This window comes from Sphingorhabdus sp. (assembly GCF_044239665.1).
Lineage (GTDB): Bacteria > Pseudomonadota > Alphaproteobacteria > Sphingomonadales > Sphingomonadaceae > Sphingorhabdus_B.
Genome location: NZ_JBIIBA010000015.1, coordinates 1 through 24,304, shown reverse-complemented (window position 1 = coordinate 24,304; position 24,304 = coordinate 1). Strand labels below are relative to the sequence as shown.

The window sequence follows — 24,304 nt, the reverse complement described above, 5'->3', positions numbered from 1 at the left end:
CTATGTCGGATCACGTCCAAGATATTGCAACAGGTGCCAACCACGACCATTGGCGAAATGGCCCAAAAGACCGGGCCGGACGACCGACCAGCGCAAGGGGTTTGCAATGGGGATGAAGGCAACAGTGGCCTGCAATTCTGCCTCTGCCTCACCCAATAACTGTGCGCGCATCGCGCTATCGGTGGTTCGGCGCGCTTCGGCCACAATTTTGTCTGCCCGTGCGCTACATATCGTGGCAAATTTGCACGATAGCTGATCCAGATACCATGCCGGACTTGATTGTTGCGCGGTTCGGTCAACCAGCAGCAAGTCATGCGGTCGGTCCATCGTCACACGCTCAACATCAATGCCGACTGTTGCAAGGTCAGCCCGCAAACGCGCAAAGAATATCCGGCTGCCATAACCACGCGGTAAGGCAACCCGTAATGTGCGGAGCGCACCATTCGCCTTTTTCCAATTGGCGACGGTCGCAGCGGCCATCGCCCTGCGTTCTTCCATTGACGGCGCGGACCATGCCGGTCGGGCTATGCTCGCACGATTTGGTAAGCTTTCGGGAACCAAGGTGACCGTTTCCTGCCACGCCACAATGTCAAACGCTGTCAGCAATTTTGGGCGATCAATAGCCATGGCAATCGCCGTTCGATTGGCGGTGTCCGATAGAAATGGGCCGTCATTAACCACGTGCAAACCGAATAACCCCGGAACCGCGTCAAATTGGATGTGATCAGCCCGTATGTTTGCCGCATCGAGCAGGGGAAAGCTGTCAAACCGTCCGCCTTCGACAAGGTCGGTTTGTCCCAGTGCATAACGGGCAAGCACTGTGGATGCCGCACCGCGTTGCAATGTTACCATCGCATTGCCCAAGAACTGTGCGCCTTCGTCATCAGTTTCATTGTGCCGCAGCTGCATAACCTGCCCAAATTTCTTGGCCTGCATCGGGCCCGATCCCGCGCCTTTGCTCAGCAACCCGAACTCGGGCAAGGCCAACAATTCTAATAGATAGGGCATCGGGGCCGTCAGCCTGATTTCCACCACCTTGCCCGTCATGGCAACGACGCGGTCAATCACACCCAGTTCGGCGCCAAGGCGCCCCTTACGCAATTCCACGATCCGAGCAGTCAAAAGACGTGCAACTTCCCTAGACTCTATCTCACGCCCGTCATTCCACCGCGCTTTATTGAGGCGGAAGATATAACTCATGCCGTCTTCGGTCACGATCCAGCGATTGGCGAGGCCAGGCGCCACCCGTCCCTTTTCATCAAATGTGACCAACCCTTGCGCCGTTGCAGCCCGCAAATAAGCCGACGCCAAGGGCAGCGGCTTTGCCGATACATTGAAAGGCCGGGGACGGTCTTCGATCACATCAACCCGGATGCGTTCATTGTCGACGCCGTCGGCGCATCCGGAAAGTGTTGCCGACAATAGCAACAACAAAATCGACAGCGAACGGATCATGTCGTCACCATAAGCCCTAAGTCCCCATGCACAATCTAAGATTCAACGATCAGAGCATGTGAACAGTAATATCTCGTTCGGCGCGGGCGGCAATTGTGCCGATATGGTCTTGTTCATATTTTCGATATTGGTCAGTTGCTCTGGGTCAGCGGTGCAGGTTTTTACGTCATAGAGCTGCCTTGCCGCACGGGCGGATTGCATCGCGTCATTGCCCGGCAAGAAACGTTCGATGCGGTAAATGTCGGTTTCTGGCGTGTAACTTATAACCGAAATTTGGGCGTCATTATTGGGTACAAAGCTTCGCACCCAACGACCTGCGCTTTCAACATATTGTGTGCGCCCGTTTACGCATCCGTCGGGCTGCCACGTAAATTCAACATCTGCAGTATCGGACATAGTGACGCGGCTGCGTTGGGGCTGCAACACGCAAATCTTCGCCTGCGGTTCGCCAGCAACGCGGCCTTTTTCGGCAACTGCATCTTTTGGTATGTCGGCAGTCAATGCAGCCCGGACCCGATCATCGACTTCGTCGAACGATGGGCGAGCGGCAAAAATGCCTACCGCCATGACCAAAAGCACGGCGCCGGCGGCAGTGGCGGATTTAAATCTATCTCGCTGTTCACGTTCGGAAAACTGCCACGCAGCCCCCCCTGCGACGGCGCTGAGCACCAGCAACAAGCCAGCAAGCGCCAGATGGTTTTCCCGTTCGCCAATGACGGCATGTTCGGCGTCGCTGCGCACTTTACCTTCACGGCTGCGTTGCAGTTCGGCGGCAACGCGCGCCTCTCGCTCCATCGAGGCGCGTGTGGATGCCTCAAGCTCCGCCTCGGCGCGCGTCAATTCGGCGACTGACCGGCAATCGCCCCGCACGGAGCGGAACGCAACACCGCGATTGGCGAGAAATGACGACAATTCGCGCGCCGATATGGCGAAGTAAAATTCGGCGCCGCCATCGGTTGGTACCGATCCGAAACTGTTGATACCCAAAACCCGCCCGCAGGCATCGACAATGGGCCCGCCGCTATTACCCGGTGCAATGGGCGCCGTATGCAAAAGCGATTCAACGGACTTCGATGTCCGTCCAGATGAGACGGTTCCCCGCGTTTTAACGGGTTGCTGCGGGCGAAGCACATCGGCTTCGCTCTGCTCCAAGGCGACATCGACGCTCGCGGGATAACCAATGGCAAAGACGTCCGCGCCATCCTCTGGCGTTCCTGCAAAAATGCTTGCAGGAACAAGCGCCCCAGACGTCAGCTGCAACAGGGCAAGGTCTTTACCCGGCAGACTGGCAGAGACTCTTGCCCGATAACTTTGCGTGCCATCGGAGGGTACGATGACAATCTGCACGCTGTCATCAAAGCTGGCCATTTCAACGACATGGGCATTGGTGATGATTTTATCGCGCGCAACAGCCACGCCAGAGCCGATACTGACGATGCTCTGCTGCCCTTCGGCAGAACTATATACGATGACCCGCACCACGCTGCGTGATGCGGCGCTGATATCACTTGCATCGGCAAGTGCAGGTGCAGGCGCCACCAATAATGGAGACAGAAACAGGCACAACGCCGCAAAAAATCGCATGCATCTAGTCATGGCAGAAAAACACGCACATCAACGCGGCTCCGGTGCGGGGCGTTCCGCAGATGGGCTAGCCTGAATATTGGCCCCATCGAGGTCAAGTGTAATTTCAAACGGAACGCCGTTGACATCGGTATTCACTGTGACGCCCTGCCCCTGATCGACGCGTACTTCCGAATTGCCGATGTCGATTGGCAATTCCTGCAATTCCAGCAGATCAAGTGGTGCAATCGGACCTTCCGGATCTGGCGTCTGCGGGGTTTTGGGCCTGTTCACTGGCGCGGCATTGCGGATAGACTGCGACATGAAATCGCGCCAAATACGCGCTGGCAAGCCGCCGCCGTTAACACCCTTGAGCGGGCTGTTGTCGTCATTGCCGATCCACACCCCAACCACCAAATCGCCAGCAAAGCCGACAAATAAGGCATCGCGATTATCCTGGCTGGTACCGGTTTTTCCATAGGCCGGAATCGAAAGCCGCGCGGCCCGTCCTGTGCCTTGCTTCACCGATGCCCCCAATAAATCCAGCAACATCCCGTGCATGCGCCCACTGAAAGAACGCGGCCCAGAGAACAACCACTCAATCCAGCCTTGTTCCTCTTGTTTAAAGGCGTGCGGTTCAACCGGCCATTGGTTGCCCGCCACGCCCGCATAAGCCGCCGTCAATTCCAACAAAGTGATGCCTGAACTGCCTAGCGCGAGGCTTGGATCCAAAGTGAGCGGGCTGCGGATGCCAAGGTCTTGCGCGGCTTTTTCCACCTCTTCGCCGCCAACTTTCTGGTACAGCCGTACGGCAGCGACGTTGCTCGATTGGGCAAAAGCTTGCTCCAAGCTAATATCGCCTCGGTAGCGCAATCCGGAATTTTTCGGGCGATAGCTGCCTTCATTAATGGGGGTATCGGCAATCATCGACTGCGGCGTCATGCCCGACCGAAGTGCCGCCAGATACACAAACAGTTTGAATGTTGATCCAGGCTGCCTTTTGGCCTGCGTTGCCCGGTTAAACGCCGACTGCTTGTAGCTTTTGCCGCCAACCATGGCGACGACCTCACCATTTGGACGCATCGCGACCAAGGCGATTTGGGCGTTACCCACGCCCGCACGGGCGACCACCTTACGCGCGATATTCTGCAAACGCGCGTCGAGCGTCGTGGTAATCCGCACGTCGGCATATCCGCTTTCGGTAAGCAGCCGCGCCTGCGGAATGGCCCAGTCGGCAAAATATGTACCCGTCGGTAATGTCTCGCGGACACGCACGTCAAGCCGCGCTACGGGGGTGGCATCAGCCTTGGCTTGCGTAATGGCCTTATTGGCCACCATAGCCCTGAGCACGAGCCCAGCGCGCTTTGCGGCACGTTCGGGGTTCTTGGTCGGGGCCAGACGTGATGGCGCTTGCACCAGACCAGCCAGCATGACCGATTGGCTCAGCGTTAAACGCTCCGGCTGGCGATAAAAATAATGCAGCGATGCGGCCCGCAGGCCATAGACATTATCACCAAAATAAACGTTCGACAGATAACGTCCGAGGATTTCGTCCTTCGTAAGGCGTCCCTCAAGCCAGAAGGCGATGAGCATTTCGCGCGCTTTGCGGGTGAGGCTACGTTCGGGCGTCAGAAAGGTGAACTTGGCAAGCTGCTGGGTAATCGTGCTGCCGCCTTGCGTGATGCCGCTGCCAAAGGCGTTTGACCATGCCGCGCGCAGGAGGCCGCGCGGATCAATGCCCCAATGCGAATAGAAACGGCGATCCTCGATCGACAAAAAAGCCTGCACCACATGTGGGGGTAATTTGGTGACGTCGACCGGTGTGTCAACGATTGCCCCGTTGCGCGCGATGGGCGTGCCGTCGGACGCAAGCAATGTAATGCGCGGCGGCGCAATCGGCTGAAGCGATTTTGACAAGGGTGCGGTGACCGCGAGCCACAACAACAGCAGAATGAACATTGCGATCAGGCCCGCGATCGTTCGTCCAAGCCACCACCAACGCGTCTTGCCTAAAAACAGACGTTTAGCCGGCGCGGCAGTCGCTTCATTCCATGGCTGCGGATCATTGGGAAAACGCTGCACATTATTGTCGTCGAAAGCGGCCAGCCGACCGTCGATATCCGTATTTTTATCAGAAGAAGATCGCCGGAAAAGCATCGCGTGGCTGTATTATATCGATACAACGGTGAAGGCGAGTATATATTTGATGCACCGCGTCATCAGCCCATCATGCCCGACCGAGATCGCCCTTACCGATAGTTCCGCTCGCCATCTCCAACATCCTGTCGAGGCTCTTTTTCGCGCCCAATCGGACTGTCTCATCAAGCTCAATCTGCGGCGTCAAATCGCGCAAAGCGAGATAAAGCTTCTCCATCGTATTGAGCGCCATATAGGGGCAGATGTTGCAGGCACAGTTGCCGTCTGCGCCCGGTGCGCCGATGAACCTCTTGCTTGGCTCCGCCTTTTCCATCTGGTGGATGATGTGCGGCTCCGTGGCGACGATCAAGGTATCGCCTTCCATCGTCTGCGCATATTGCAAGATACCACTTGTGCTACCAACATAATCCGAATGGTCGATAATATGCGGCGGACATTCGGGGTGAGCGGCGACAGGAACGCCCGGATATTGGGCCTTCAATTTCAGCAGTTCAGTCTCCGAAAATGCCTCATGCACAATACATACACCCGGCCACAACAGCATCTCACGATTGAACTTGCGGGCAAGATATCCGCCCAAATGCCGGTCAGGACCAAAAATGATTTTCTGCTCTGGCGGAATTTGGCTCAGGATCGTCTCGGCGCTGCTGCTGGTCACGATGATATCCGACAGGGCCTTCACTTCGGCAGAGCAGTTGATGTAGGTCAGCGCGATATGGTCAGGATGGGCCGCACGAAACGCCTTGAACTTACCCGGCGGGCACGCATCTTCCAATGAACAGCCAGCGGCCATGTCCGGCAATATGACGGTTTTTTGAGGACTTAAAATTTTTGCGGTTTCCGCCATGAATTTTACGCCGCAAAAGGCAATGACGTCGGCGTCTGTCTCTGCCGCACGCTTGCTCAATTCAAGGCTATCGCCCACGAAGTCCGCCAAGTCCTGAATTTCGGGCTTTTGATAATAATGCGCGAGAATGACAGCATTTCGTTCTTTTTTCAGCCGTTTGATTTCTGCGAGCAGATCAAGGCCTTGCAAGTTTTCGCGGGGCGTTGGGGCGTTCATGCGGATATACCTTTGCGATGCCGAACCTATTCCGGCAGCTGAATTGACCGCCTATGTGGTCGATTTAGGCGCGTGAAACAAGGCTAGCTTCCGGCTCTCATCGGTTTTTTTCGCATATTGGGTACAAGGCCTTGCCATGCCACTGGGGCTTCACGTTTCTGTGACGAGATGCCAGCCATCGCCGCGCGCCGCCACACGCCCCTGATTTTGCAAATCGATCAGATGCGCGAGCACAGAGCGACCAGCCGCGCCGATCAGGCGCGGGTCCAATCCCTTATACATGACCGCAACCATATTGGGGATATGCCCCTCATTGCTCTCCAGCAAGGTCATGATCTGGCGTTCGCGTTGGCGGCGGTGGCCAATCATACCACGCACAAGCTGACGCGGGTTGTTTACCGCCGGGCCATGGGCCGGGTAATAAACGCGGTCGTCGCGTTCATATAATTTCTGCAAGCTCGCCAGATAATCGCTCATATCGCCGTCCGGCGGGCTGACAACGCTGGTCGACCATTTCATCACATGATCGCCAGTGAACAACGCGCCGCTTTCCCGCAAAGCAAAGCAGAGATGGTTGCTGGTGTGTCCCGGCGTGGCAACGGCCTCTAGCGTCCAACCATCGCCCGAAATGGCCTCTGCGTCCTGCAAGATGTGGTCTGGCTGGTAATCTGGGTCAAAGGCACTATCGGCGCGCGGGCCATCATCGCGCAGCACAAGCGGCGCGCAACCAATGATCGGCGCACCCGTTGCGGCTTTTAATGGCGCGGCGGCAGGCGAATGATCGCGATGGGTATGTGTACACAGGATGGCCTTTACTTTTGCATCGCCCACTGCGCGCAAGATTGCCTCCACATGGCCCTCGCCATGAATGTCGGCAGGGTCACCTATGCTTTGCCCGCTCCCGACGGGGCCGGGGTCGATAATAGCGACGTCGGTCTTATCACCAACAATCCAAGTCTGTGTGCCCGTGTAGGTATAAGGCGAAGCATTGGGCGCTAAAACGCGCCGAACAAGCGGCTCATGCTGCTCAATCTCGCCTGCTTTGATGGTGTCGGGCCAATTCATTCCGGCGATATGGCGCAATATGGACAAAAGAGAAAGGGGCGGCTCGTAAAAACCGCCCCGTCAGAACCGAAAAGGGGAGCTTGGGGTTCTGTGATAGTTTGCCAGTCAATTTATTTGTTAGTTTGCGTCTCGAGCTTACGGATCTCTTGATCTAGCTTTTCAATCACGTCTTTGCGCACAGCTTTGGGCATGTCTTTTTCAGAAGCAATCTCACTGCGTGCCTCGCGTAAGCCTTTTATCGCTTCAATCCGCGCAGTCTGAGCCTGCCCCTTGCCGCACATCACGAGGCGAATGCGTCCTTTGCGTGTGCCATCTACACCTTCGACATCCGTGGTTACGGGTTGCCCGGTGGCGCAATTTTTGGTCATTTCCTGAATATCGATCTCGGGTATATCGGCGGCGCTCTTTATCATAATCCGTTTGATCTCTGGCTTACCGCGCCCAACATCGGCAGATTCTATCGCCATTTTATCGCCGTCAGCCAAAGCCGCATCGGCCGCTTTACCAGATGCTTCGGCCTCTCCGACCATTTTCTCGACTTCCTCTTCCGTCAACTTCTTGTCGGTCCGGAAGATGAAGATCTTACCGTCACGTTCGACCTTGGTCACATCTTTGCTATCGCCGTCATTGCCGACGATATCGACCTTTGTACCGTCGCGCTTTATCTTGATGATCCGAACATCGCGCTTGACGGTTTCGGGTTGGCCGTCGGCAGCAGTTGCATCCTGCGCGACCACGGGCGGCACAACCGTTGCGGTCAGGGGCAAAACAGCAGCAGCGGCAGCCATGACAGCGATTTTGCCAAAAAAGCGCCGTTTTGTGCTGGCGTTTTTCATATTCAATCTCCTCAATCGTTCGATAACAGTTTTTGGTGAATTCAGTGCGGTGACGAAGGTCGGAACGCCGTCAAACGCTGTGCGCGCCAACGCCTGTCCATAAATGATGCGTTCCTCAGCACCTTTCCCAGCCAAGACACGCGCGTCGCACGCCGCTTCTTGATCGACGCGAAAGGCGCTCCAACTCAGCCATGCAATCGGGTTGAACCAGGAAAGGCACAATAGGATGAACCCTGCCAGATTTGCGAACAGGTCGCCCGACCTGTGATGTGCCATTTCATGTGCAATGGCGAATTCGCGCTCCGCAGGTGAATAGTTTGTGCTAAAATCCTGCGGCAGGGCAATATAGCGTTTGAACAGGCCAAAGGCGAGCGGCCCAGCCACTTGATTTGATGCCACAATACGAACGCCGTTGATATTTGCAATCTCACTGGCCTCAGACAAAAGCTCGTCGCGCATGGAGGCGTAGCGGATCATCTGTACGATGAAAAACAACGCCGCGCCACCAAGCCATAATGCCAAACACAGCACCGCGTAATTGACCGATGGCGCTGTGGCCATTTGGTTGGTTACAGATGCCGTATTTTCCGGCGCATATATACCCGCAAGGATCGCTTCCCGCACAATGTCTTGCAGTTCAGTCCCACGCTCCAGCACGGGTGCGGGCGCGCGTTCCAACGAAGGCATCAAAACGCGAGCAGCCGGAATAAGCCAAAGTGCATATGCAACACCTGGACCAAAATGCCGCGCCACAGGCCGCCGCACGAGCAAAACCAGCAACATGAGCATACTGGTCATCACAAAGGTGTCGAGCAGCCATGCCTCCATGAAGTCCGCGCTCATGACTTCATCTCCTGCAATAATCTTTCGATTTCGGATATGTCGGCAGCGCTGAGATTTTCCTGTTCTGCCAGATGCGCAAACAATGGCATAAACTTGCCACCAAAAAGTCTGTCTACCAGCCGCCTTGATTCATGCGCGACATAATCCTCACGGCCGATAAGCGGCGAATAGAGAAAGCGGCGGCCATCGACGTGGTGCTCGACCGCGGCTTTACCCAGCAGTCGCGACAGCAAAGTTTTGACCGTGGGTAAGGACCATGCCCGGTCATCCGGAAGGCGCGCGGCCACGTCGGTTGCCGTCAGTGGCGCACGTTCCCACAATATTTCCATGATTGTTAATTCGGCGTCGCTGATACGTTCTGATGACATGCTTCATTCTCCGACTACAACTGTAATCGATTCGATTACAGTTGTAAACGTTGTTAGTCATCATGTGCGGGATATTCGTCGAACGGCGTTACGGATTGTGCCGCGGCAGCCATTTTCCTTATTTGCGGCATTATAGATAAAAAAAGGGCCGGAATCCGATGTGGATCCGGCCCTTTTCATGTGCTTTTTCAAGCGGTATTAAAAGCGGAAGCGCATGCTCGCACCCATGTAACGGTCTGCATCACGTGGGATATGCAGACGCTGGCCAGCGCTGGTGTTCAGCAGCACATAGCTTTCGTCCGTGATATTGCGCACGATGAACGTCAGGCGCCAATTATCCTCGGCGTCCGAATAACCAACGCTCGCATTCCACAGGCCATAGCTGTCGATTGGACCGCTTTGGCCCAGATCGGAAAACTGCTTGCCGACATGGTTGAAGCTTGTCCGCAGATAGACCTTATAATCCTTGCCAAATGCTTTGACCGGCTTTTCATAAGCCGCGCCAATGTTCCAGCTCCACTCTGGGGCCAGTGGCAGTTTCGTGCCGTTACGCGCATCCGGTGCATTGGTGAGCGGGTTTGCGTTGAACTTGCGAACCTTGGCATCGGCATAAGCAACGCTTCCGAACAGGTCGAGGCCGTCAACAGGATTTGTAGATGCATCCAGTTCAAAACCCGTGCTGCGCACTTGGCCAGCATTGGTCAGGTTGCTGATCGTGGTTCCGTTCAGAGCAATGAAGTTGTTAGCCTGAAACCCGTCATAGGTGACTTGGAAAACCGAAGCATTCAAGCGGATCCGGTTATCCGCGAACTGGCTCTTGACGCCAGCTTCAAACGAATCCGATGTTTCTTCATCAATGGGCACCGCGTTATCAGGCGCAACATGGTTGAAGAACACGTTGAAGGCAGGGCCCTTGTAACCGCGGGTGTAGCTACCGTAAAACATGATGTCCTCGGTTGGCTTGACCGTAAGCACAGCCTTGCCAGAGAAGTTGTTGTTCGACGATGATCCTGTGGACAGGTTAGTGCCATTGCCTGGGCGGGCATTGGTGGTCAAGCCACCTGCCGGATTGATGTTAACCCCTGTTCCTCCAAGGACGCTAGAAGGCGCTGCCGCTCCGGTTACCCGGTCAATCGCTGGTGCACGACGATGTGTAAAATCGATTGAGTCATTGGTGTAACGTAGACCAACAGTCAGCCCAATCCAGTCTGTGAAATCATACATGGCCTGACCGAACACTGCGTAATTTTCGATGTCCACAAAACTGCGTGAGGTTGCGGTAGGGAACTGCGTGTTAACGGTGCTGCCGGGATTGCATGGCTGGGCACCTGTGCGTGGATCAACCGGCAAGTTCGATGTGGCGCAACGAATGGCCTGACGCGTGAAATCCTGTGAATTTTTGGATGCCCAATAGAAAGCGCCAACCTGATATTTGAAGGCCTTGCTCTGGTCTGATGCCAGACGCGCCTCAAAAGAGATTTGCTCAGCTTCAACAAAGCCGCGGTCGTGCAGCTCAGGTGTGCCAACCAACGCACGTGGCAAGAAATCGCCTTCACGAATTTCTGTGTTGTTCCAATTGCGATATCCGTAAATCGCGCTGACCGTGTGATCCGAGAATACGTCGAAATCGGCGTTGACTGTGACACCCAACTGACGATCCAGCGACTCTGTCACCAGATTATGGTTCACGAAGCGCTGATTTTCACCTCGGGCAACGCCCAATGGCAAGTTCAACTCTGCGTCAAGCGCCGAGCCGCGCGAAACGCCAGTGACTTCACCGCAGCAATCATCATCCGCCTCATAATAATCGGCGATGATCTTGATCCGTGCAGGACCATTGTCAAAGTCAAGCAAGCCGCGGAAACCAATCCGCTCATAACCATTCACTTTGTTCTTTTTGCCACCGAATATGTTGGTGATGTTACCGTCATAAGTGCCATAAAACGCGTTTGCGCGGAAAGTCAGATTTTCTGCGACTGGACCGGAAATGGTCGCGCGACCCCGATATTCGCCGCCTTCAAAGCCTTCTGCGGTGACTTCGCCCTCGAGCGTATCTGTGCCGCCCTTGGAAACAACATTAATAAGACCAGCCGAGGCATTCTTGCCGAACAAAGTACCTTGTGGCCCGCGCAATACTTCGAGACGTTCGATTTCCACGAGATCAGCAAATGCCTGCCCCGAACGGCTCAGCACAACACCGTCAACAACGGTCGAAACACTTGGCTCTGCTGCGATTGAGAACGAAATCGTTCCAACGCCGCGCAAAACAATCGCCGAGTTCGCGTTGGTTGTACCCTTGCGGAAGGTTACTGATGGAACCAACTGGCTCAAATTTTCAAGGCTGGTAGTACCTGCGGCCGTCAGCGTATCGCCGGACACGGCAGTGATGGCAATTGGCACATCCTGCAAATTTTCTTCGACCTTCTGCGCGGTAACGACAATTTCTTCGACCTGCGCAAATGCAGGCGCAGAAATGCCAAGCGCCATAACACTGCTACCTAGCAGTGCCGCGCGAACAAATTTCGACCTATTGGATGTGGATTTACGCATCTTGCGCCTCCCTAAACTCACCGCCTGTTTTTAATGATTCCAAAGGCATTATGGCCTAACGGAACGTCGCAGAACGGCTTAACTTGGTTGATAACGGGGTTGATGTAACCAAACTGCCTTGTTATGTCTAGCGGTGTCATATAGCGACATTATTTAAGTCGGGACTGTTGCAATACTGCCATAGTGCCAGTTTCGAAATCGCGAGAGGGTCATAAGTTGCCATTTACAGTGATCATGCAATCCGACGGCTTTGACCTGCTGCGCGATGGCAATTGCATGCTTTCACATCGCGCAGGTGCTCCCGTTATCAGCATTGGCGTTGGTTCACCTGATCTGGAAATGGTTCGTGGCAATTTTCGCATCGACGACATCGTTCAAACACGAGTAATGCTGGATTGCTGTGCCGAAGCAGATGGCATCATCCGCCTTTGGAATGCGGCGCGCCCTGATGTGGTGGTTACTCTCAAGCTGACGCAGCGGGCCCAGCAATCGGCGCTTGAACTGCGTTGCAGTGACCCCACGTTCAATCGCCTTTGGATAGATATGCAGTGCGCAACGTCCGAAGCCTTTTGGGGCGGCGGGGAGCAAATGTCGTATTTGCGGCTGAACGGGCGTCGCTTTCCTTTCTGGACATCGGAGCCTGGGGTAGGTCGCGATAAGTCGACCGCGCTTACGCAGACTATGGATGCAGATGGCTTGGCGGGCGGGGATTATTGGACGACCAATTACCCGCAGCCAAGTTGGGTGAGCAGTGCGCGCTATGCGGTGCACCTCGAAACGGCGGCTTATTCCGTACTTGATCTGACGGAAGCGGGCCGGGTTGGCATTGAATGCTGGTCGGCCAATATGGATTTGGAGCTATTCGACGCGCCATCGCTGCCCGATCTGGTGACCAAATTGTCCGACCGTTTCGGGCGGCAACCGCCTTTGCCCGACTGGGCAATTTCCGGCGCCATTATCGGCCTTAAGGACGGCGTGGACACATTTGACCGCTTCGAGAGTATAGCTGCCTCTGGCGCGGCCATTACGGGGCTGTGGTGCGAGGATTGGGTTGGCATCCGCCAAACAAGTTTTGGCAAGCGCTTGTTCTGGGACTGGAAATGGAACGCCGCGCGCTATCCAGATCTTCCTGCGCATATCGCTTCGCTGGCGCAGCGTGGCATCCGTTTTCTCGGCTATGTGAACCCCTATCTGGCGGTTGATGGCGCACTGTATCAAGAAGCTTTGGCCAACAATTATCTCGCATTGCAGCAGGACAGCGACACAGCCTATGCTGTCGACTTCGGCGAATTTGACGCAGGCATCGTGGATTTCACCAATCCCGACGCCGCAAACTGGTTTGCAGACCGCATCATTGGCCAAGAAATGCTCGATTTCGGTCTATCAGGGTGGATGGCCGATTTTGGTGAATATCTGCCAACCGATGTGCGCTTGTTCGACGGATCTGACCCGATGGAGGCGCATAACAGCTGGCCCGTTTTATGGGCAAAGGTAAACGCCGATGCCATTGCCTCGCGCGGCAAGACAAGTGACGCGACCTTCTTCATGCGTGCGGGTTTTTCCGGCGTTCAGGCGCAATGCCCCTTGTTATGGGCAGGCGACCAATGTGTCGATTTCTCGCGGCATGATGGCATCAACACGGTGATAACGGCTGCTTTGTCGTCCGGCTTGCTGGGCAATGCGTATCACCATAGCGACTTGGGCGGCTATACCAGCCTACACGGCGTGGTGCGGACGGCAGAGCTCCTGCACCGCTGGATCGACCTTGCCGCCTTTGCGCCCGTGATGCGCAGCCATGAAGGCAACCGCCCAGCGGATAATCTGCAACTTGACAGCAGCCCCGAAATCCTCAGCCATTTTGCGCGGATGAGCCAAGTCCATAAGCAGCTTGCGCCTTATGTGCGCGCTTATTGTGATGAAGCGGCGGTAACTGGCCTGCCGCTGCAACGGCCCATGTTCCTGCATTATGACGACTGCGCATATTACGATATTCAGGACCAATATTTATATGGTGCTGACATGATCGTCGCACCCGTCGTTGAGCAAGGCCAAGACAGCCGCTCTGTGGTGATACCCGATGGCGCTTGGGTCCATCTGTGGTCCGGCCAGCCTTATGCCAAAGGCACGCACAACATAGCCGCGCCGAACGGCCAACCCCCCGTTTTCACCCGAGCCGACAGCACATATGCGGACCTATTCGCTTCCATACGTACGGCGTTCGCTGAATGAACCCGCGCGCCAACATACGCGATGTCGCAAAGCTAGCCGGCGTGGCGGTCAAAACCGTCAGCCGCGTGCTCAACGACCATCCTTATGTCAGTGCGGCGACCAAGGCCAAAGTGGATGCCGCAATGACGGAACTTGGCTTTAGCCCAAGCATCGCAGCGCGCATATTGGCGGGCACCAAATCCGGACAGATTGCCCTGATCTACGACAATCACAGCCCTTATTATATGCACCAGATCATGCAAGGATGCTGGGACCGTTGCCATCAAGAGGGCATGCGCTTGATCGCGCAGCCGGTGGATGTTGCCGACCCAAATGTCGGTGAACAGGTGCTGGGCATGGTGCGGCAAACGCATGTGGACGGCGCGATACTCTCCTCCCCCGTCACCGATTGCGTACCTGTGCTGAACGCGCTTGAGGCGCTCAACATTCCCTTTGTGCGGATTTCGCCGGGCACCAACCATGCGCTGACCAGTTCGGTCTTCATGGATGACATGCAGGCCGCCGACGACATGACGACGAAGCTCATCAACATCGGGCATCGGCGGATTGGCTTTATCAAAGGCCACCCAAATCATAAGGCAAGTACGGAGCGACAAGCCGGTTACGAACGTGCGCTGGGGCGCGTTGGCATATCTGTTGATTCTGAGCTGCTTGCCGAGGGGCGGTTTGATTTTGAAAGCGGCGTATCGGCCACGGAACAGTTCCTGTCTCTGAAGCATCCACCCACCGCGATTTTCGCATCGAACGACGATATGGCATCGGGCGTGCTGGCGGTCGCGCATCGGCGCGGTATTCAAATCCCAGAGCAGCTTTCGGTGGCAGGCTTTGACGATACTACGCTCGCGCGCGTTGTCTGGCCGCCCTTGACCACGGTACGCCAGCCCGTCCGCGATCTCGCATCGACCGCCGCCGACCTGTTGTTTGGCGAAGGCGGTATTGAGCATCGTCGCCTGCCCCACGAACTTATCAGCCGCGAATCCGTGGCGCCTCCTTATTCCCCTTCTCCAAAAAAGAGCAAAAAATCATGACGCTTCCTTCTCCTTCTCCTACCCGTCCATTGGGCAACAGTGGCATAGAAATCTCGTCCCTCGCCTGGGGCATGTGGCGCTTCGCCGGGTTGGAACTGTCCGCGGCCCGCGCTGCCATTGATGCTGCGTTTACGGCCGGCATCACCCTGTTTGACACCGCCGATATTTACGGTTTTGGCGAACAAGGTTTTGGCAAGGCCGAAGAATTGCTTGGCCACGTATTTGCGCAAGCCCCTGAATATCGCGACCGCATGGTGCTGGCGACGAAGGGCGGCATCACGCCACCAACGCCCTATGATAGCAGCGCGGAATATCTGACAAAAGCCATTGATGACAGCCTCACCCGTTTGCACACTGACCGCATCGACCTGTGGCAAATTCACCGGCCAGACGTGTTGACCCATCCACAGGAAATCGCCCGCACGATTGAAGACGCGCATAAAGCAGGCAAAATTCGCGCATTTGGCGTGTCCAACTTTACGCAAGCGCAGATTTCGACGCTGGCACAATTTAGCCCAGTTCCCATCGTTTCGACACAACCCGAACTGTCGCCGTTGCGGATCGACACGGTCGAAAATGGCGAGTTGGATCAAGCGATAGCGATGAACCTTGCGGTGATGGCATGGTCGCCTTTGGGTGGTGGCCGCATTGGCGACCCGCAAAATGTGCGTGAGCAAAATGTCGCTGCTGCGCTTTCGGCGGTTGCGGCGGCGCATGGCGTTTCGCGCACGGCGGCGGCCTATAGCTGGATCATGGCGCACCCCGCCCGCCCCATCCCGATTGTCGGTTCACAAAACCCGGCGCGCATAGCCGAAGCCGCTGATGCGTTCAAAATTCAATGGACCCGCGCGGATTGGTACAGCGTCCTTGTGGCCGCAAGAGGAGTGCCGCTGCCATGAACAAGCCTGTCGAAGTGAGCTGGTTCTCCGCGCTTTGCGATGACGACTATGAATTTCTGGGCGTCCCCGACACCAATCTGGCGTCCAGCTGGGAACATTGCCGTAATATCGTTTTGGCTGCCGAAAAAGGTGGGTTTGACAATATCTTGCTGCCATCGGGCTATACCCTTGGCTTAGACACAACTGCCTTCGCCAGCGCAATTGCCGCGCTAACCTCGCGGATCAAATTGCTGATGGCTGTGCGCATTGGTGAAAGCTGGCCGCCCCAGCTTGCGCGGCAGATTGCGACGCTGGATCAAATTTCGGGCGGGCGGTTGAACATCAACATCATCTCGTCGGACTTGCCCGGCGATAAGATGGATTCCGAACCGCGCTATCGCCGTACAGTTGAGGCGATGCAGATATTGAAGACATTGCTAAACGGCGAACATCTGTCGATTGACGGCGAGCATTACAAAATCGACATCGACCCGCCGCGCATGAAAACCGTTAGCGGCAAATGCCCGCCGCTCTATTTTGGCGGTCTGTCACCAGCCGCCAAGGACGCCGCCGCCGAAGGTTGCGACGTGTATCTGATGTGGCCCGAAACGGTGCAGGGTGCCAAGGATTTGGTCGACGACATGACCGCCCGCGCCGCCAAATTCGGTCGCACGCTGAAATATGGTTTCCGCGCGCATGTCATCGTCCGCGAAACCGAAGCAGAGGCGCGCGCTTATGCCAACCGCTTGCTGTCCAAGCTTGATGCTGATCAGGGCGAGGCGATCCGCAACAAATCGCTCGACACCCAAACATTCGGCGTTGCGCATCAGGCCGAATTGCGTGCGCAAGCTGCGGCCAATGATGGTTATTTAGAGGATAATCTGTGGACCGGCATTGGCCGCGCCCGTTCAGGCTGCGGCGCGGCAATCGTTGGCGACCCCGACCAAGTGCTCGCCAAAATTAATGCCTATCGCGAAGTGGGTATCGAGGCGTTCATATTGTCTGGCTACCCGCATATCAACGAATGCGACATGTTCGCGCGTTATGTGTTGCCCAAGTTGGATCATGGGCGGTTGGCGGTAGATTAATCCCCCTCTTTTCTCACTCCGTCATGCTGAACTTGTTTCAGCATCCATCGTGCCACGCAGACCGAAGGGTGCCGAGGCGAAATGGACCCTGAAACAAGTTCAGGGTGACAACAAGGAGGTAAAACCCACTCCCCAAAAACACGGTCGCTCCATCCTGCGCTGGGGCGACGGCAGTTGGGTATTACTCCCCCAATCCCGCCATACGTTCGGCCTGATCCTCGGCAATCAATGCGGCGACGAGTTCGGCTAATCCGCCGCCCTCCAATATTTCAGGCAATTTATGCAGCGTGAGGTTGATCCGATGGTCGGTCACGCGGCCTTGCGGGAAGTTATAGGTGCGGATGCGTTCGGAACGATCGCCGGAGCCAACCATCGCCTTGCGGGCTTCGGCTTCGGCGCCTTGGGCCTCTTCACGTTCTTTTTCATACATTCTGGCGCGCAGGACCTGCATCGCCTGTTCCTTATTCTTGTGCTGGCTGCGTCCATCCTGACACGTCACCACAATACCCGTGGGCAAATGGGTGATGCGCACGGCTGAATCCGTAGTGTTGACATGCTGTCCGCCTGCACCCGACGCACGATACACGTCGATTTTCAGGTCGCGCGCCTCGATCTGGATATCCACTTCCGTCGGCTCAGGCAGAACCGCCACCGTTGCTGCGCTGGTATGAATTCGGCCGCCGCTTTCGGTCACGGGCACGCGCTGCACGCGGTGAACGCCGCTTTCATATTTTAACTTGGCGAACACGCCTGTGCCCTTGATCGCGACGACCACTTCTTTGAACCCACCGACGTCGGAGGTGCTGACCGATATCGGCTCAATCTTCCACCCCTGCCCGGCGGCATAACGTTCATACATACGATAGAGATCGCCCGCGAATAAAGCGGCTTCGTCGCCACCCGTGCCCGCGCGAATTTCGAGCATCGCAGGTCTGTCATCCGCAGAATCGCGGGGCAGCAACGAAATGGCGAGCGATGTTTCCGCGTCCGATAATTGCTGCGTGACAACATCCAGTTCCTCAACCGCCATCGCATGTAAATCAGGGTCGGAGCTATCCTGCGCCATAGCACCAAGCGTTTCGATTTCCGCACGCAAGCGCCGGACTTCGGCGGCAGCCTTGGCCACAGGCTCCAACTCGGCATATTCGCGCGAGGCGGCCACAAAAGCGTCGCCTTCCAACTGCCCCGAAGCCATGCGTGCCTCAAGCTCGGAAAAACGCGATTCAATTTGCGCAATACGGTGCGGGGAGATTTTCACAGGGCCAACCCCAAAATCCAAACATTGTCATTCCCGCGCAAGCGGGAGCCCATGGTCTCATGTTTCCGCGCACGACACGATTTTGGTTCGCACGAAGACGCGAAGACAGGGAGCAACTTCTTTATCTCTTCGTGCCTTTGTGCGAACCATTTTTCCGATAGACGTGATAGGCCCCAGCCTGCGCTGGGGTGACGGCGATAAAATGGCGCATTCCCCCAAACGTCATGCTGAACTTGTTTCAGCATCCATCGTGCCGCACAGACTGAAGGGACGAGAGGCGAAATGGACCCTGAAACAAGTTCAGGGTGACGGATTTGGTTAGTCATTATGGTTCCAACCAGAGAAGGAGAACGCGCTTCCATACTCGTCCCCCATTGCATCTTTAACACGACGTTCGATTTCTTTCTGAAGGCCTAATCCGTGGCCGCCTTCGACGTGCGATAAATGATGCCAACCCATCGGATCGTCGCGGCTTCTGATTATGAAAACAGCATCCACGCCTTGCTTTTTCAGAGCTTCTGAACGTTTTTTGAGATTACCGCGAAAACTTGTTAGGCACCGTATGTTGGCTTTCCTAAGCAATTGCGCAATTCGGATTGCATCTGTTTCAACCATCTCACTGTTAGGAACCACCGCGATCGTAAATTCGCGCTCATTGTTGAAGTCCACCAACATCGCCAACCGCTCAATCCCCGCAGCCCAGCCGACCGCTGGCGTCGCAGGGCCACCGAGATTCTCAATCAAGCCATCATAACGCCCGCCGCCCAGCACAGTGCCCTGCGCACCCAACCGGTCGGTCACAAATTCAAACGCGGTGTGGCGGTAATAATCGAGGCCGCGCACCAACGCCGCGTTGCGGGTCCATGCCACACCAGCGGCATCAAGGCCCGCTGTGACGGCGCCGAAGAAATCCTGCGCTTCGCCCGATAGATAATCGTCAATGACGGGGGCGGCATCGGCAACTGGTCGGTCCTTGGGGTCTTTACTGTCCAAGATACGCAAAGGGTTTTTCTCCAGCCGCGCTAGGCTGTCTTCGGACAATGCGCCCTTATGGTCGTTGAAATAGCCAACCAACGCGGCACGCCATGCGTCGCGGCTGGGCGTGTCACCCAGCGTATTCAACTGCAACGTTACGCCGTCATTGATGCCCAATTCCTTCAACAACTGGTCCGCCATGACGAGCAATTCGACATCCGCGGCTGGCTCTGCCGCGCCAATGATTTCGGCATCGATTTGGTGAAATTGCCGATAGCGGCCCTTTTGCGGGCGTTCGTAGCGGAACAATGGCCCATGCACCGACAGCTTCATCGGTGCAAATTGTTTCCAGCCATTGGTCAGATAGGCACGTGCAATCCCCGCCGTGAATTCGGGCCGAAGCGTGATGGAATCGCCGCCGCGGTCTTCAAACGTATACATTTCTTTCGATACGACATCGGTCGCCTCACCCAAGCTACGCGAAAACACGGCTGTTGGTTCCATGACGGGCAGTTGCAGGCCCTTAAATCCATACAGCCTGCGCACGCGTTCAAAGGTCGCGACCACATAAGCGAAGCGTTCCTCGGTCTCACCGAACATGTCTTGTGTGCCGCGCACGGCTTGGGGTGTCTGTATCTTTGCCATAATAAAGCGCCCTAGCGGCTAATTGCTGTGAGTGGAATAGGGCTGGACGCAACGCGGCGCGTTCGCCAAAGTTAGCGTTATGAATCCATACATATTTTCGCGCACACTTGCCGCATTCGCCCTTTCCGCCAGCCTCATTTCGGCAGCATCCGCGCAAAATAGCGCGCCGCAGCCCGTTCCGATTGTCTCAACGATTCCCGAGCCGCAGGACCGCCCATTGCCAGCGCCAATGATATTGCAGGTGGACGCAACTGACATTGATCGCGCCATTTTCCGCGTGCAGCAAACCATAAATGTGGAAACGGGCAAACCGCTCATCTTACTCTATCCACAATGGCTACCCGGCAAGCACGGGCCGCGCGGTGCCTTGTCCGAAATGACGGGCCTCATGATCCGCTCTGGCGGCAAGACGCTGCGTTGGACGCGCGATCCGGTGCAGGTATATGCATTTCACGTCGATGTGTCGCAAGGAACCACCTCGGTTGACGTTGAATTTCAATTCACATCACCCATCCGCGAAAGCGAAGGCCGGATCGTTGTCACGCCCAATATGATGAACGTGCAATGGGAACAGGTCGCCTTATATCCCGCAGGACATTTTACCCGCGCCATTCAGGTGCAACCATCAATCACCCTGCCGGAGGGGTGGACGGGCGTTGCCGCGCTTGATGGCGCCAAGATAACGGGCAACCGCATTGATTATGGCATCACCAGCTTCGAAACCTTGGTCGACAGCTCGATGTTCGCTGGCCCGCATTATAAAAAATGGGATCTGGGGCATAATGTCACGCTGAACGTCTGGGCAGATGACGCGAAGTATCTCGCGGCAAAGCCAGAGCAGATTGCGGCGCACCGCGCCTTGGTTGATGAATCTTTATTGTTATTCGGGTCAAAGCATTTTGACCGATATGAATTTCTGCTTGGCCTGACCGAAGAGCTGGGCGGTATTGGCCTTGAACATCACCGCAGTTCGGAAAATACGCGCGAAACCGATTATTTCACTGAATGGGATGATAATATGTCCGAACGCGGTCTTTTGCCGCACGAATTCGTACATAGTTGGAATGGCAAGTTCCGCCGCCCTGCAACAATGTGGACACCCGATTATGCCACGCCCATGCGCGACAACTTGCTTTGGGTATATGAGGGTCAGACGAGTTTTTGGGACTTGGTGCTTGGGGCCCGCGCAGGACTTCAGTCCAAGGAAATGGTCCTTGCAGAATGGGCCAAATATGCCGGATTTTATGCGGAACAGCCGGGCCGTATTTGGCGTTCGGTTGAAGACACAACGCACGATCCGATCTTCGGCGCCCGCAAGCCAAAACCCTTTGCCAGCCAAGCGCGTGGCGAAGATTATTATAACGAAAGCTCGCTTATCTGGCTCGACGCCGACATGACTATCCGCACATTGTCCAAAGGAACCAAATCGCTGGATGATTTTGCCAAAGCCTTTTTCGGGGTGCGTGATGCCGATTGGGGCGTGCTGACCTATGATTTTGACGCGATCGTGCGCACCTTGAATGCCGTGCAGCCTTATGACTGGGCCAAGTTCCTCGACACGAAATTGCGCCAGCCAGGCCAACCCGCGCCGCTGGCGGGCATCGAAAAGGGCGGATATAAGCTCGTTTGGAAAGAGGAGCCCAATATATTCGACAAGGAGTTGATGAAAGAGGGCAATAACTTCAACCTTACCCACTCGCTGGGGATAAGCTTGAACAAGGATGCCAGTGTTACCTCGGTTTTATGGGAGAGCCCTGCGTTTAAGGCGAATATCGTCAATGGTACCAAAATCATTGCGGTTAATGGCTATGCGTATTCAAAAGACGGTCTGGCCACCGCAATTAAGGCAGCAAAGGACGGAAAAACCCCAATCCGGCTCATCGTCGAGCGCAACAAACGTTTTGAACAAATAGACATCGCCTATTCGGGCGGTTTACGCTATCCGCACCTCGAAGTCACAGGCCAAGGCAAGACGGCGATGGATCATCTGCTCAGCCCGCGACGGAACAAGCAATAATAACGTGAAAGCATTCTCCCATGCGTATTGACCTCATCCCTGCGGGCGACAATGTACCCGAAAACCTCAACGTCCTGATCGAAGTGCCCATTGGCGGCGAGCCCGTTAAATATGAATTCGACAAGGCATCAGGCGCTTTATTCGTCGACCGCTTCCTGCACACGCCCATGCGCTATCCAGCCAATTATGGCTTTGTACCGCACACTTTAGGCGAAGATGGAGATCCTTTGGATGCGCTGGTCGTAGCCCGCTCCCCCATCATTGCAGGCGCGGTTGTTAAATGCCGCCCGATTGGGGTGTTAATGATGGAAGACGACAAGGGCGGCGACGAAAAATTGCTATGCGTTCCAGTCAACGAAACCTTCCCTTATTATTCCGACGTCGTGACCTACAAGGATATGCCGCCTATTGTCCTGCAACAGATCGAGCATTTCTTCACCCATTACAAAGACCTGGAGCCTGGGAAATGGGCCAAGCTGAATGGCTGGGGTGATGAAACGGACGCAAAACGCATCATTATAGAATGCGTTGAACGTGCGAAGGAACAAGGTGTATGAAACGGATTGCGTTGGTCGGCATAGCGTTACTGACGCTTTCGGCCTGCGCAACCCCCGAAACCCGCGTCCGCACGGCCTTGATGAATGCGGGGCTATCGAAACCGATTGCCGCGTGCATGGCCGACCGGATGGTCGACCGGCTTTCGCTTATTCAGCTGAACAAGTTGAACGGTCTGAAGAAACTGCGCGGGCAAGATATGCGTAAGGTGACCGTGGAGGAATTTTTGCGGCGCACCCGTGCGCTGCAAGACCCTGAAATATTGGGTGTCACAACGTCCTCTGGACTAATCTGCGCGGTGAAGGCTTAGGGCCAGCTGACCCTAACCCTCACCGCGGATTTAGCTGAAGGCCTTTAGTAGCATCGATAGCCAATTTTTGTCCGCTGCGACAGGCGCAGGCGAAGCGAAGTCCCCGCATTCCAAACATCTCGCCTGAACGCCCTTCACGCCCGTCAGCATGTCGAGGTCAGTTGCGACGCGTTGCATGAACAGACTTTGCTGCCATGCGGCATGGGCAAATATATCCATCGGTGCGTTTGCTTGTGCCTGCTTCGGCATCAAGCCCTGAAGCAGCGTATCGGTAAAGCTGGTGGGCGGTTCGATATACACCGCATGCCAACCATCCGGCTTTAACCCCGCCCGCTTTGCCGCCTCCGCCAGAGCATCATTCATATTGCCTGACCGATCAACCAAGCCAAGCTGACGCGCTGTGCCACCGGCCCACACACGACCTTGTGCCACGGCGTCCACCTGCTCCGGTGTCTTTTTGCGCGCTGTGGCAACACGGGTCAGAAACTGGCGATAGCCATTTTCAATCGCGCTTTGTGCCACGCGGTCAAATTCGGGGCTGAAGCCATTTAGGACATCAGGCTCACCTGACAAAGGCGTCGTCTTGACCCCGTCGGCATTCACACCGATTTTCGCAAGGCCCGCCTCGGCGCTTGGGATGACCCCAAAAATACCGATAGAGCCCGTGATCGTTGAAGGGTCCGCAAATATCACATCGGCGGGCAACGAAACCCAATAGCCACCGCTGGCCGCCAGATTGGCCATGGACACGATTACCGGAATATCCTTGGCCTTAGCCGCGGCAATCGCGAGGCGGATTTTTTCCGACGCCATCACTGAGCCACCGGGCGAATCCACGCGCACGACAAGTGCCTTCAAATCCTTGGTATCAAGCGCCTCATAAATCAACTTGCTGATGGTATCGCCAGCAGCTGAACCGGGGTCGCCCTCACCATCGACGATGGTTCCCGCGACCATCACAACGCCAATCTGCTCTCCAGCCGATGGCGCGCCATAACTGGCTAGCAGCGCGTCCATATGTGTATGGGCAAAGCCGCCGGTCGTTTTCTTTTCATCCGCGCCCACTTTACTGGCGATGAATTTTCCGAAGGCAATTTTATCGCCCAATTTGTCGACCAATTTTGTCGATAGCGCCAACTGGCCAAGGTCGCCCTTTGCCCCTTCAACCGCATTAGCAGGATTGGTCAGCAGTTGATCCAATTGCGCTTGAGGACGAGCTTTGGCGACGTCGGCTTTCCATTGGCCCCACACCTCATCATACACGCCCTTGATCGCCATTTTCGATTCAGGCGACTGGTCAGACCGCATAAAGGGTTCGACGGCGCTTTTGAACGTGCCCACGCGATAGATATTGGCCTTTACCCCCAATTGGTCGAGCAATCCCTTATAATAAGGCTGCGATCCCCCTGGGCCTGCCAATA

At 55.7% G+C, this 24,304-nt stretch carries 18 protein-coding genes; 7 read left to right on the top strand and 11 right to left on the bottom strand.

Annotated features, from left to right (window positions below):
• From ACILP3_RS06330 to ACILP3_RS06295, 8 genes are all read right to left on the bottom strand, one after another.
• Window positions 1–1,455: an ABC transporter substrate-binding protein gene (locus ACILP3_RS06330; protein WP_395615813.1), complete on the bottom strand. Its 1,455-nt coding sequence runs from the start codon at window positions 1,453–1,455 to the stop codon at window positions 1–3.
• A 42-nt stretch (window positions 1,456–1,497) separates the two neighbouring features.
• Window positions 1,498–3,039, bottom strand: a complete 1,542-nt coding sequence (locus ACILP3_RS06325; RefSeq protein ID WP_395615812.1) for a S1C family serine protease — start codon at window positions 3,037–3,039, stop codon at window positions 1,498–1,500.
• A gap of 30 nt (window positions 3,040–3,069) precedes the next feature.
• The gene (locus ACILP3_RS06320) at window positions 3,070–5,175 is read right to left on the bottom strand and encodes a transglycosylase domain-containing protein (protein WP_395615811.1); all 2,106 of its coding nucleotides are present in this window, start codon (window positions 5,173–5,175) and stop codon (window positions 3,070–3,072) included.
• Between the two features lie 70 nt (window positions 5,176–5,245).
• Window positions 5,246–6,238 (bottom strand): quinolinate synthase NadA, encoded by a 993-nt coding sequence (gene nadA, locus ACILP3_RS06315; protein ID WP_395615810.1) that lies wholly within the window; start codon window positions 6,236–6,238, stop codon window positions 5,246–5,248.
• 150 nt (window positions 6,239–6,388) lie between these two features.
• Entirely contained in the window at window positions 6,389–7,303 is a 915-nt protein-coding gene (locus ACILP3_RS06310) for an MBL fold metallo-hydrolase (protein ID WP_395615809.1), read from the bottom strand.
• A gap of 110 nt (window positions 7,304–7,413) precedes the next feature.
• Window positions 7,414–8,982 (bottom strand): M56 family metallopeptidase, encoded by a 1,569-nt coding sequence (locus ACILP3_RS06305; RefSeq protein WP_395615808.1) that lies wholly within the window; start codon window positions 8,980–8,982, stop codon window positions 7,414–7,416.
• Complete coding sequence (locus tag ACILP3_RS06300; protein WP_395615807.1) at window positions 8,979–9,350, bottom strand: BlaI/MecI/CopY family transcriptional regulator; 372 nt, start codon at window positions 9,348–9,350, stop codon at window positions 8,979–8,981. The genes ACILP3_RS06305 and ACILP3_RS06300 overlap by 4 nt, the downstream gene beginning before the upstream one ends.
• A gap of 198 nt (window positions 9,351–9,548) precedes the next feature.
• Window positions 9,549–11,900: a TonB-dependent receptor gene (locus tag ACILP3_RS06295; RefSeq protein WP_395615806.1), complete on the bottom strand. Its 2,352-nt coding sequence runs from the start codon at window positions 11,898–11,900 to the stop codon at window positions 9,549–9,551.
• A gap of 183 nt (window positions 11,901–12,083) precedes the next feature.
• Between ACILP3_RS06295 and ACILP3_RS06290 the strand changes: the two genes are divergently transcribed.
• From ACILP3_RS06290 to ACILP3_RS06275, 4 genes are read left to right on the top strand one after another with little or no spacing between them, the layout of a single operon-like run.
• Window positions 12,084–14,129, top strand: a complete 2,046-nt coding sequence (locus ACILP3_RS06290; protein ID WP_395615805.1) for an alpha-glucosidase — start codon at window positions 12,084–12,086, stop codon at window positions 14,127–14,129.
• Window positions 14,126–15,157, top strand: coding sequence for a LacI family DNA-binding transcriptional regulator (locus ACILP3_RS06285; RefSeq protein WP_395615804.1), 1,032 nt, complete (start codon window positions 14,126–14,128; stop codon window positions 15,155–15,157). Before ACILP3_RS06290 ends, ACILP3_RS06285 begins: the two co-directional genes overlap by 4 nt.
• Window positions 15,151–16,056 carry an aldo/keto reductase family oxidoreductase gene (locus ACILP3_RS06280; protein ID WP_395615832.1) on the top strand — a complete coding sequence of 302 codons (906 nt, stop codon included), beginning with the start codon at window positions 15,151–15,153 and terminating at the stop codon, window positions 16,054–16,056. Before ACILP3_RS06285 ends, ACILP3_RS06280 begins: the two co-directional genes overlap by 7 nt.
• Window positions 16,053–17,123, top strand: a complete 1,071-nt coding sequence (locus ACILP3_RS06275) for an LLM class flavin-dependent oxidoreductase (RefSeq protein WP_395615803.1) — start codon at window positions 16,053–16,055, stop codon at window positions 17,121–17,123. Before ACILP3_RS06280 ends, ACILP3_RS06275 begins: the two co-directional genes overlap by 4 nt.
• A gap of 181 nt (window positions 17,124–17,304) precedes the next feature.
• Here the strand turns inward: ACILP3_RS06275 and prfA are convergent, their stop codons facing one another.
• Together prfA and hisS are read right to left on the bottom strand one after the other, a co-directional pair.
• Window positions 17,305–18,381, bottom strand: a complete 1,077-nt coding sequence (gene prfA, locus ACILP3_RS06270; RefSeq protein WP_395615802.1) for a peptide chain release factor 1 — start codon at window positions 18,379–18,381, stop codon at window positions 17,305–17,307.
• Window positions 18,382–18,699: 318 nt separating this feature from the next.
• On the bottom strand, window positions 18,700–20,001 hold the full coding sequence (gene hisS / locus ACILP3_RS06265) for a histidine--tRNA ligase (RefSeq protein WP_395615801.1): 1,302 nt from the start codon (window positions 19,999–20,001) through the stop codon (window positions 18,700–18,702).
• A gap of 79 nt (window positions 20,002–20,080) precedes the next feature.
• Here hisS and ACILP3_RS06260 point away from each other — a divergent pair, with 79 nt between their 5' ends.
• From ACILP3_RS06260 to ACILP3_RS06250, 3 genes are read left to right on the top strand one after another with little or no spacing between them, the layout of a single operon-like run.
• On the top strand, window positions 20,081–22,018 hold the full coding sequence (locus tag ACILP3_RS06260; RefSeq protein WP_395615800.1) for a M61 family metallopeptidase: 1,938 nt from the start codon (window positions 20,081–20,083) through the stop codon (window positions 22,016–22,018).
• A 20-nt stretch (window positions 22,019–22,038) separates the two neighbouring features.
• On the top strand, window positions 22,039–22,575 hold the full coding sequence (gene ppa, locus ACILP3_RS06255) for an inorganic diphosphatase (protein ID WP_395615799.1): 537 nt from the start codon (window positions 22,039–22,041) through the stop codon (window positions 22,573–22,575).
• A complete protein-coding gene (locus ACILP3_RS06250) occupies window positions 22,572–22,883 on the top strand; it encodes a hypothetical protein (RefSeq protein WP_395615798.1) in 312 nt (103 codons plus the stop codon). Before ppa ends, ACILP3_RS06250 begins: the two co-directional genes overlap by 4 nt.
• Window positions 22,884–22,913: 30 nt before the next feature.
• Here ACILP3_RS06250 and sppA read toward each other — a convergent pair.
• The coding region (gene sppA / locus ACILP3_RS06245; RefSeq protein ID WP_395615797.1) for a signal peptide peptidase SppA at window positions 22,914–24,304 on the bottom strand (1,391 nt) is incomplete at its 5' end.

What these genes read in the sequence shown, in the direction of transcription:
- ACILP3_RS06330 (WP_395615813.1), bottom strand. Translation starts at nt 1,455, where the DNA reads ATGATCCGTTCGCTGTCGATTTTGTTGTTGCTATTGTCGGCAACACTT.
- ACILP3_RS06325 (WP_395615812.1), bottom strand. Translation starts at nt 3,039, where the DNA reads ATGCGATTTTTTGCGGCGTTGTGCCTGTTTCTGTCTCCATTATTGGTG.
- ACILP3_RS06320 (WP_395615811.1), bottom strand. Translation starts at nt 5,175, where the DNA reads ATGCTTTTCCGGCGATCTTCTTCTGATAAAAATACGGATATCGACGGT.
- nadA (WP_395615810.1), bottom strand. Translation starts at nt 6,238, where the DNA reads ATGAACGCCCCAACGCCCCGCGAAAACTTGCAAGGCCTTGATCTGCTC.
- ACILP3_RS06310 (WP_395615809.1), bottom strand. Translation starts at nt 7,303, where the DNA reads ATGAATTGGCCCGACACCATCAAAGCAGGCGAGATTGAGCAGCATGAG.
- ACILP3_RS06305 (WP_395615808.1), bottom strand. Translation starts at nt 8,982, where the DNA reads ATGAGCGCGGACTTCATGGAGGCATGGCTGCTCGACACCTTTGTGATG.
- ACILP3_RS06300 (WP_395615807.1), bottom strand. Translation starts at nt 9,350, where the DNA reads ATGTCATCAGAACGTATCAGCGACGCCGAATTAACAATCATGGAAATA.
- ACILP3_RS06295 (WP_395615806.1), bottom strand. Translation starts at nt 11,900, where the DNA reads ATGCGTAAATCCACATCCAATAGGTCGAAATTTGTTCGCGCGGCACTG.
- ACILP3_RS06285 (WP_395615804.1), top strand. Translation starts at nt 14,126, where the DNA reads ATGAACCCGCGCGCCAACATACGCGATGTCGCAAAGCTAGCCGGCGTG.
- ACILP3_RS06275 (WP_395615803.1), top strand. Translation starts at nt 16,053, where the DNA reads ATGAACAAGCCTGTCGAAGTGAGCTGGTTCTCCGCGCTTTGCGATGAC.
- hisS (WP_395615801.1), bottom strand. Translation starts at nt 20,001, where the DNA reads ATGGCAAAGATACAGACACCCCAAGCCGTGCGCGGCACACAAGACATG.
- ACILP3_RS06260 (WP_395615800.1), top strand. Translation starts at nt 20,081, where the DNA reads ATGAATCCATACATATTTTCGCGCACACTTGCCGCATTCGCCCTTTCC.
- ppa (WP_395615799.1), top strand. Translation starts at nt 22,039, where the DNA reads ATGCGTATTGACCTCATCCCTGCGGGCGACAATGTACCCGAAAACCTC.
- ACILP3_RS06250 (WP_395615798.1), top strand. Translation starts at nt 22,572, where the DNA reads ATGAAACGGATTGCGTTGGTCGGCATAGCGTTACTGACGCTTTCGGCC.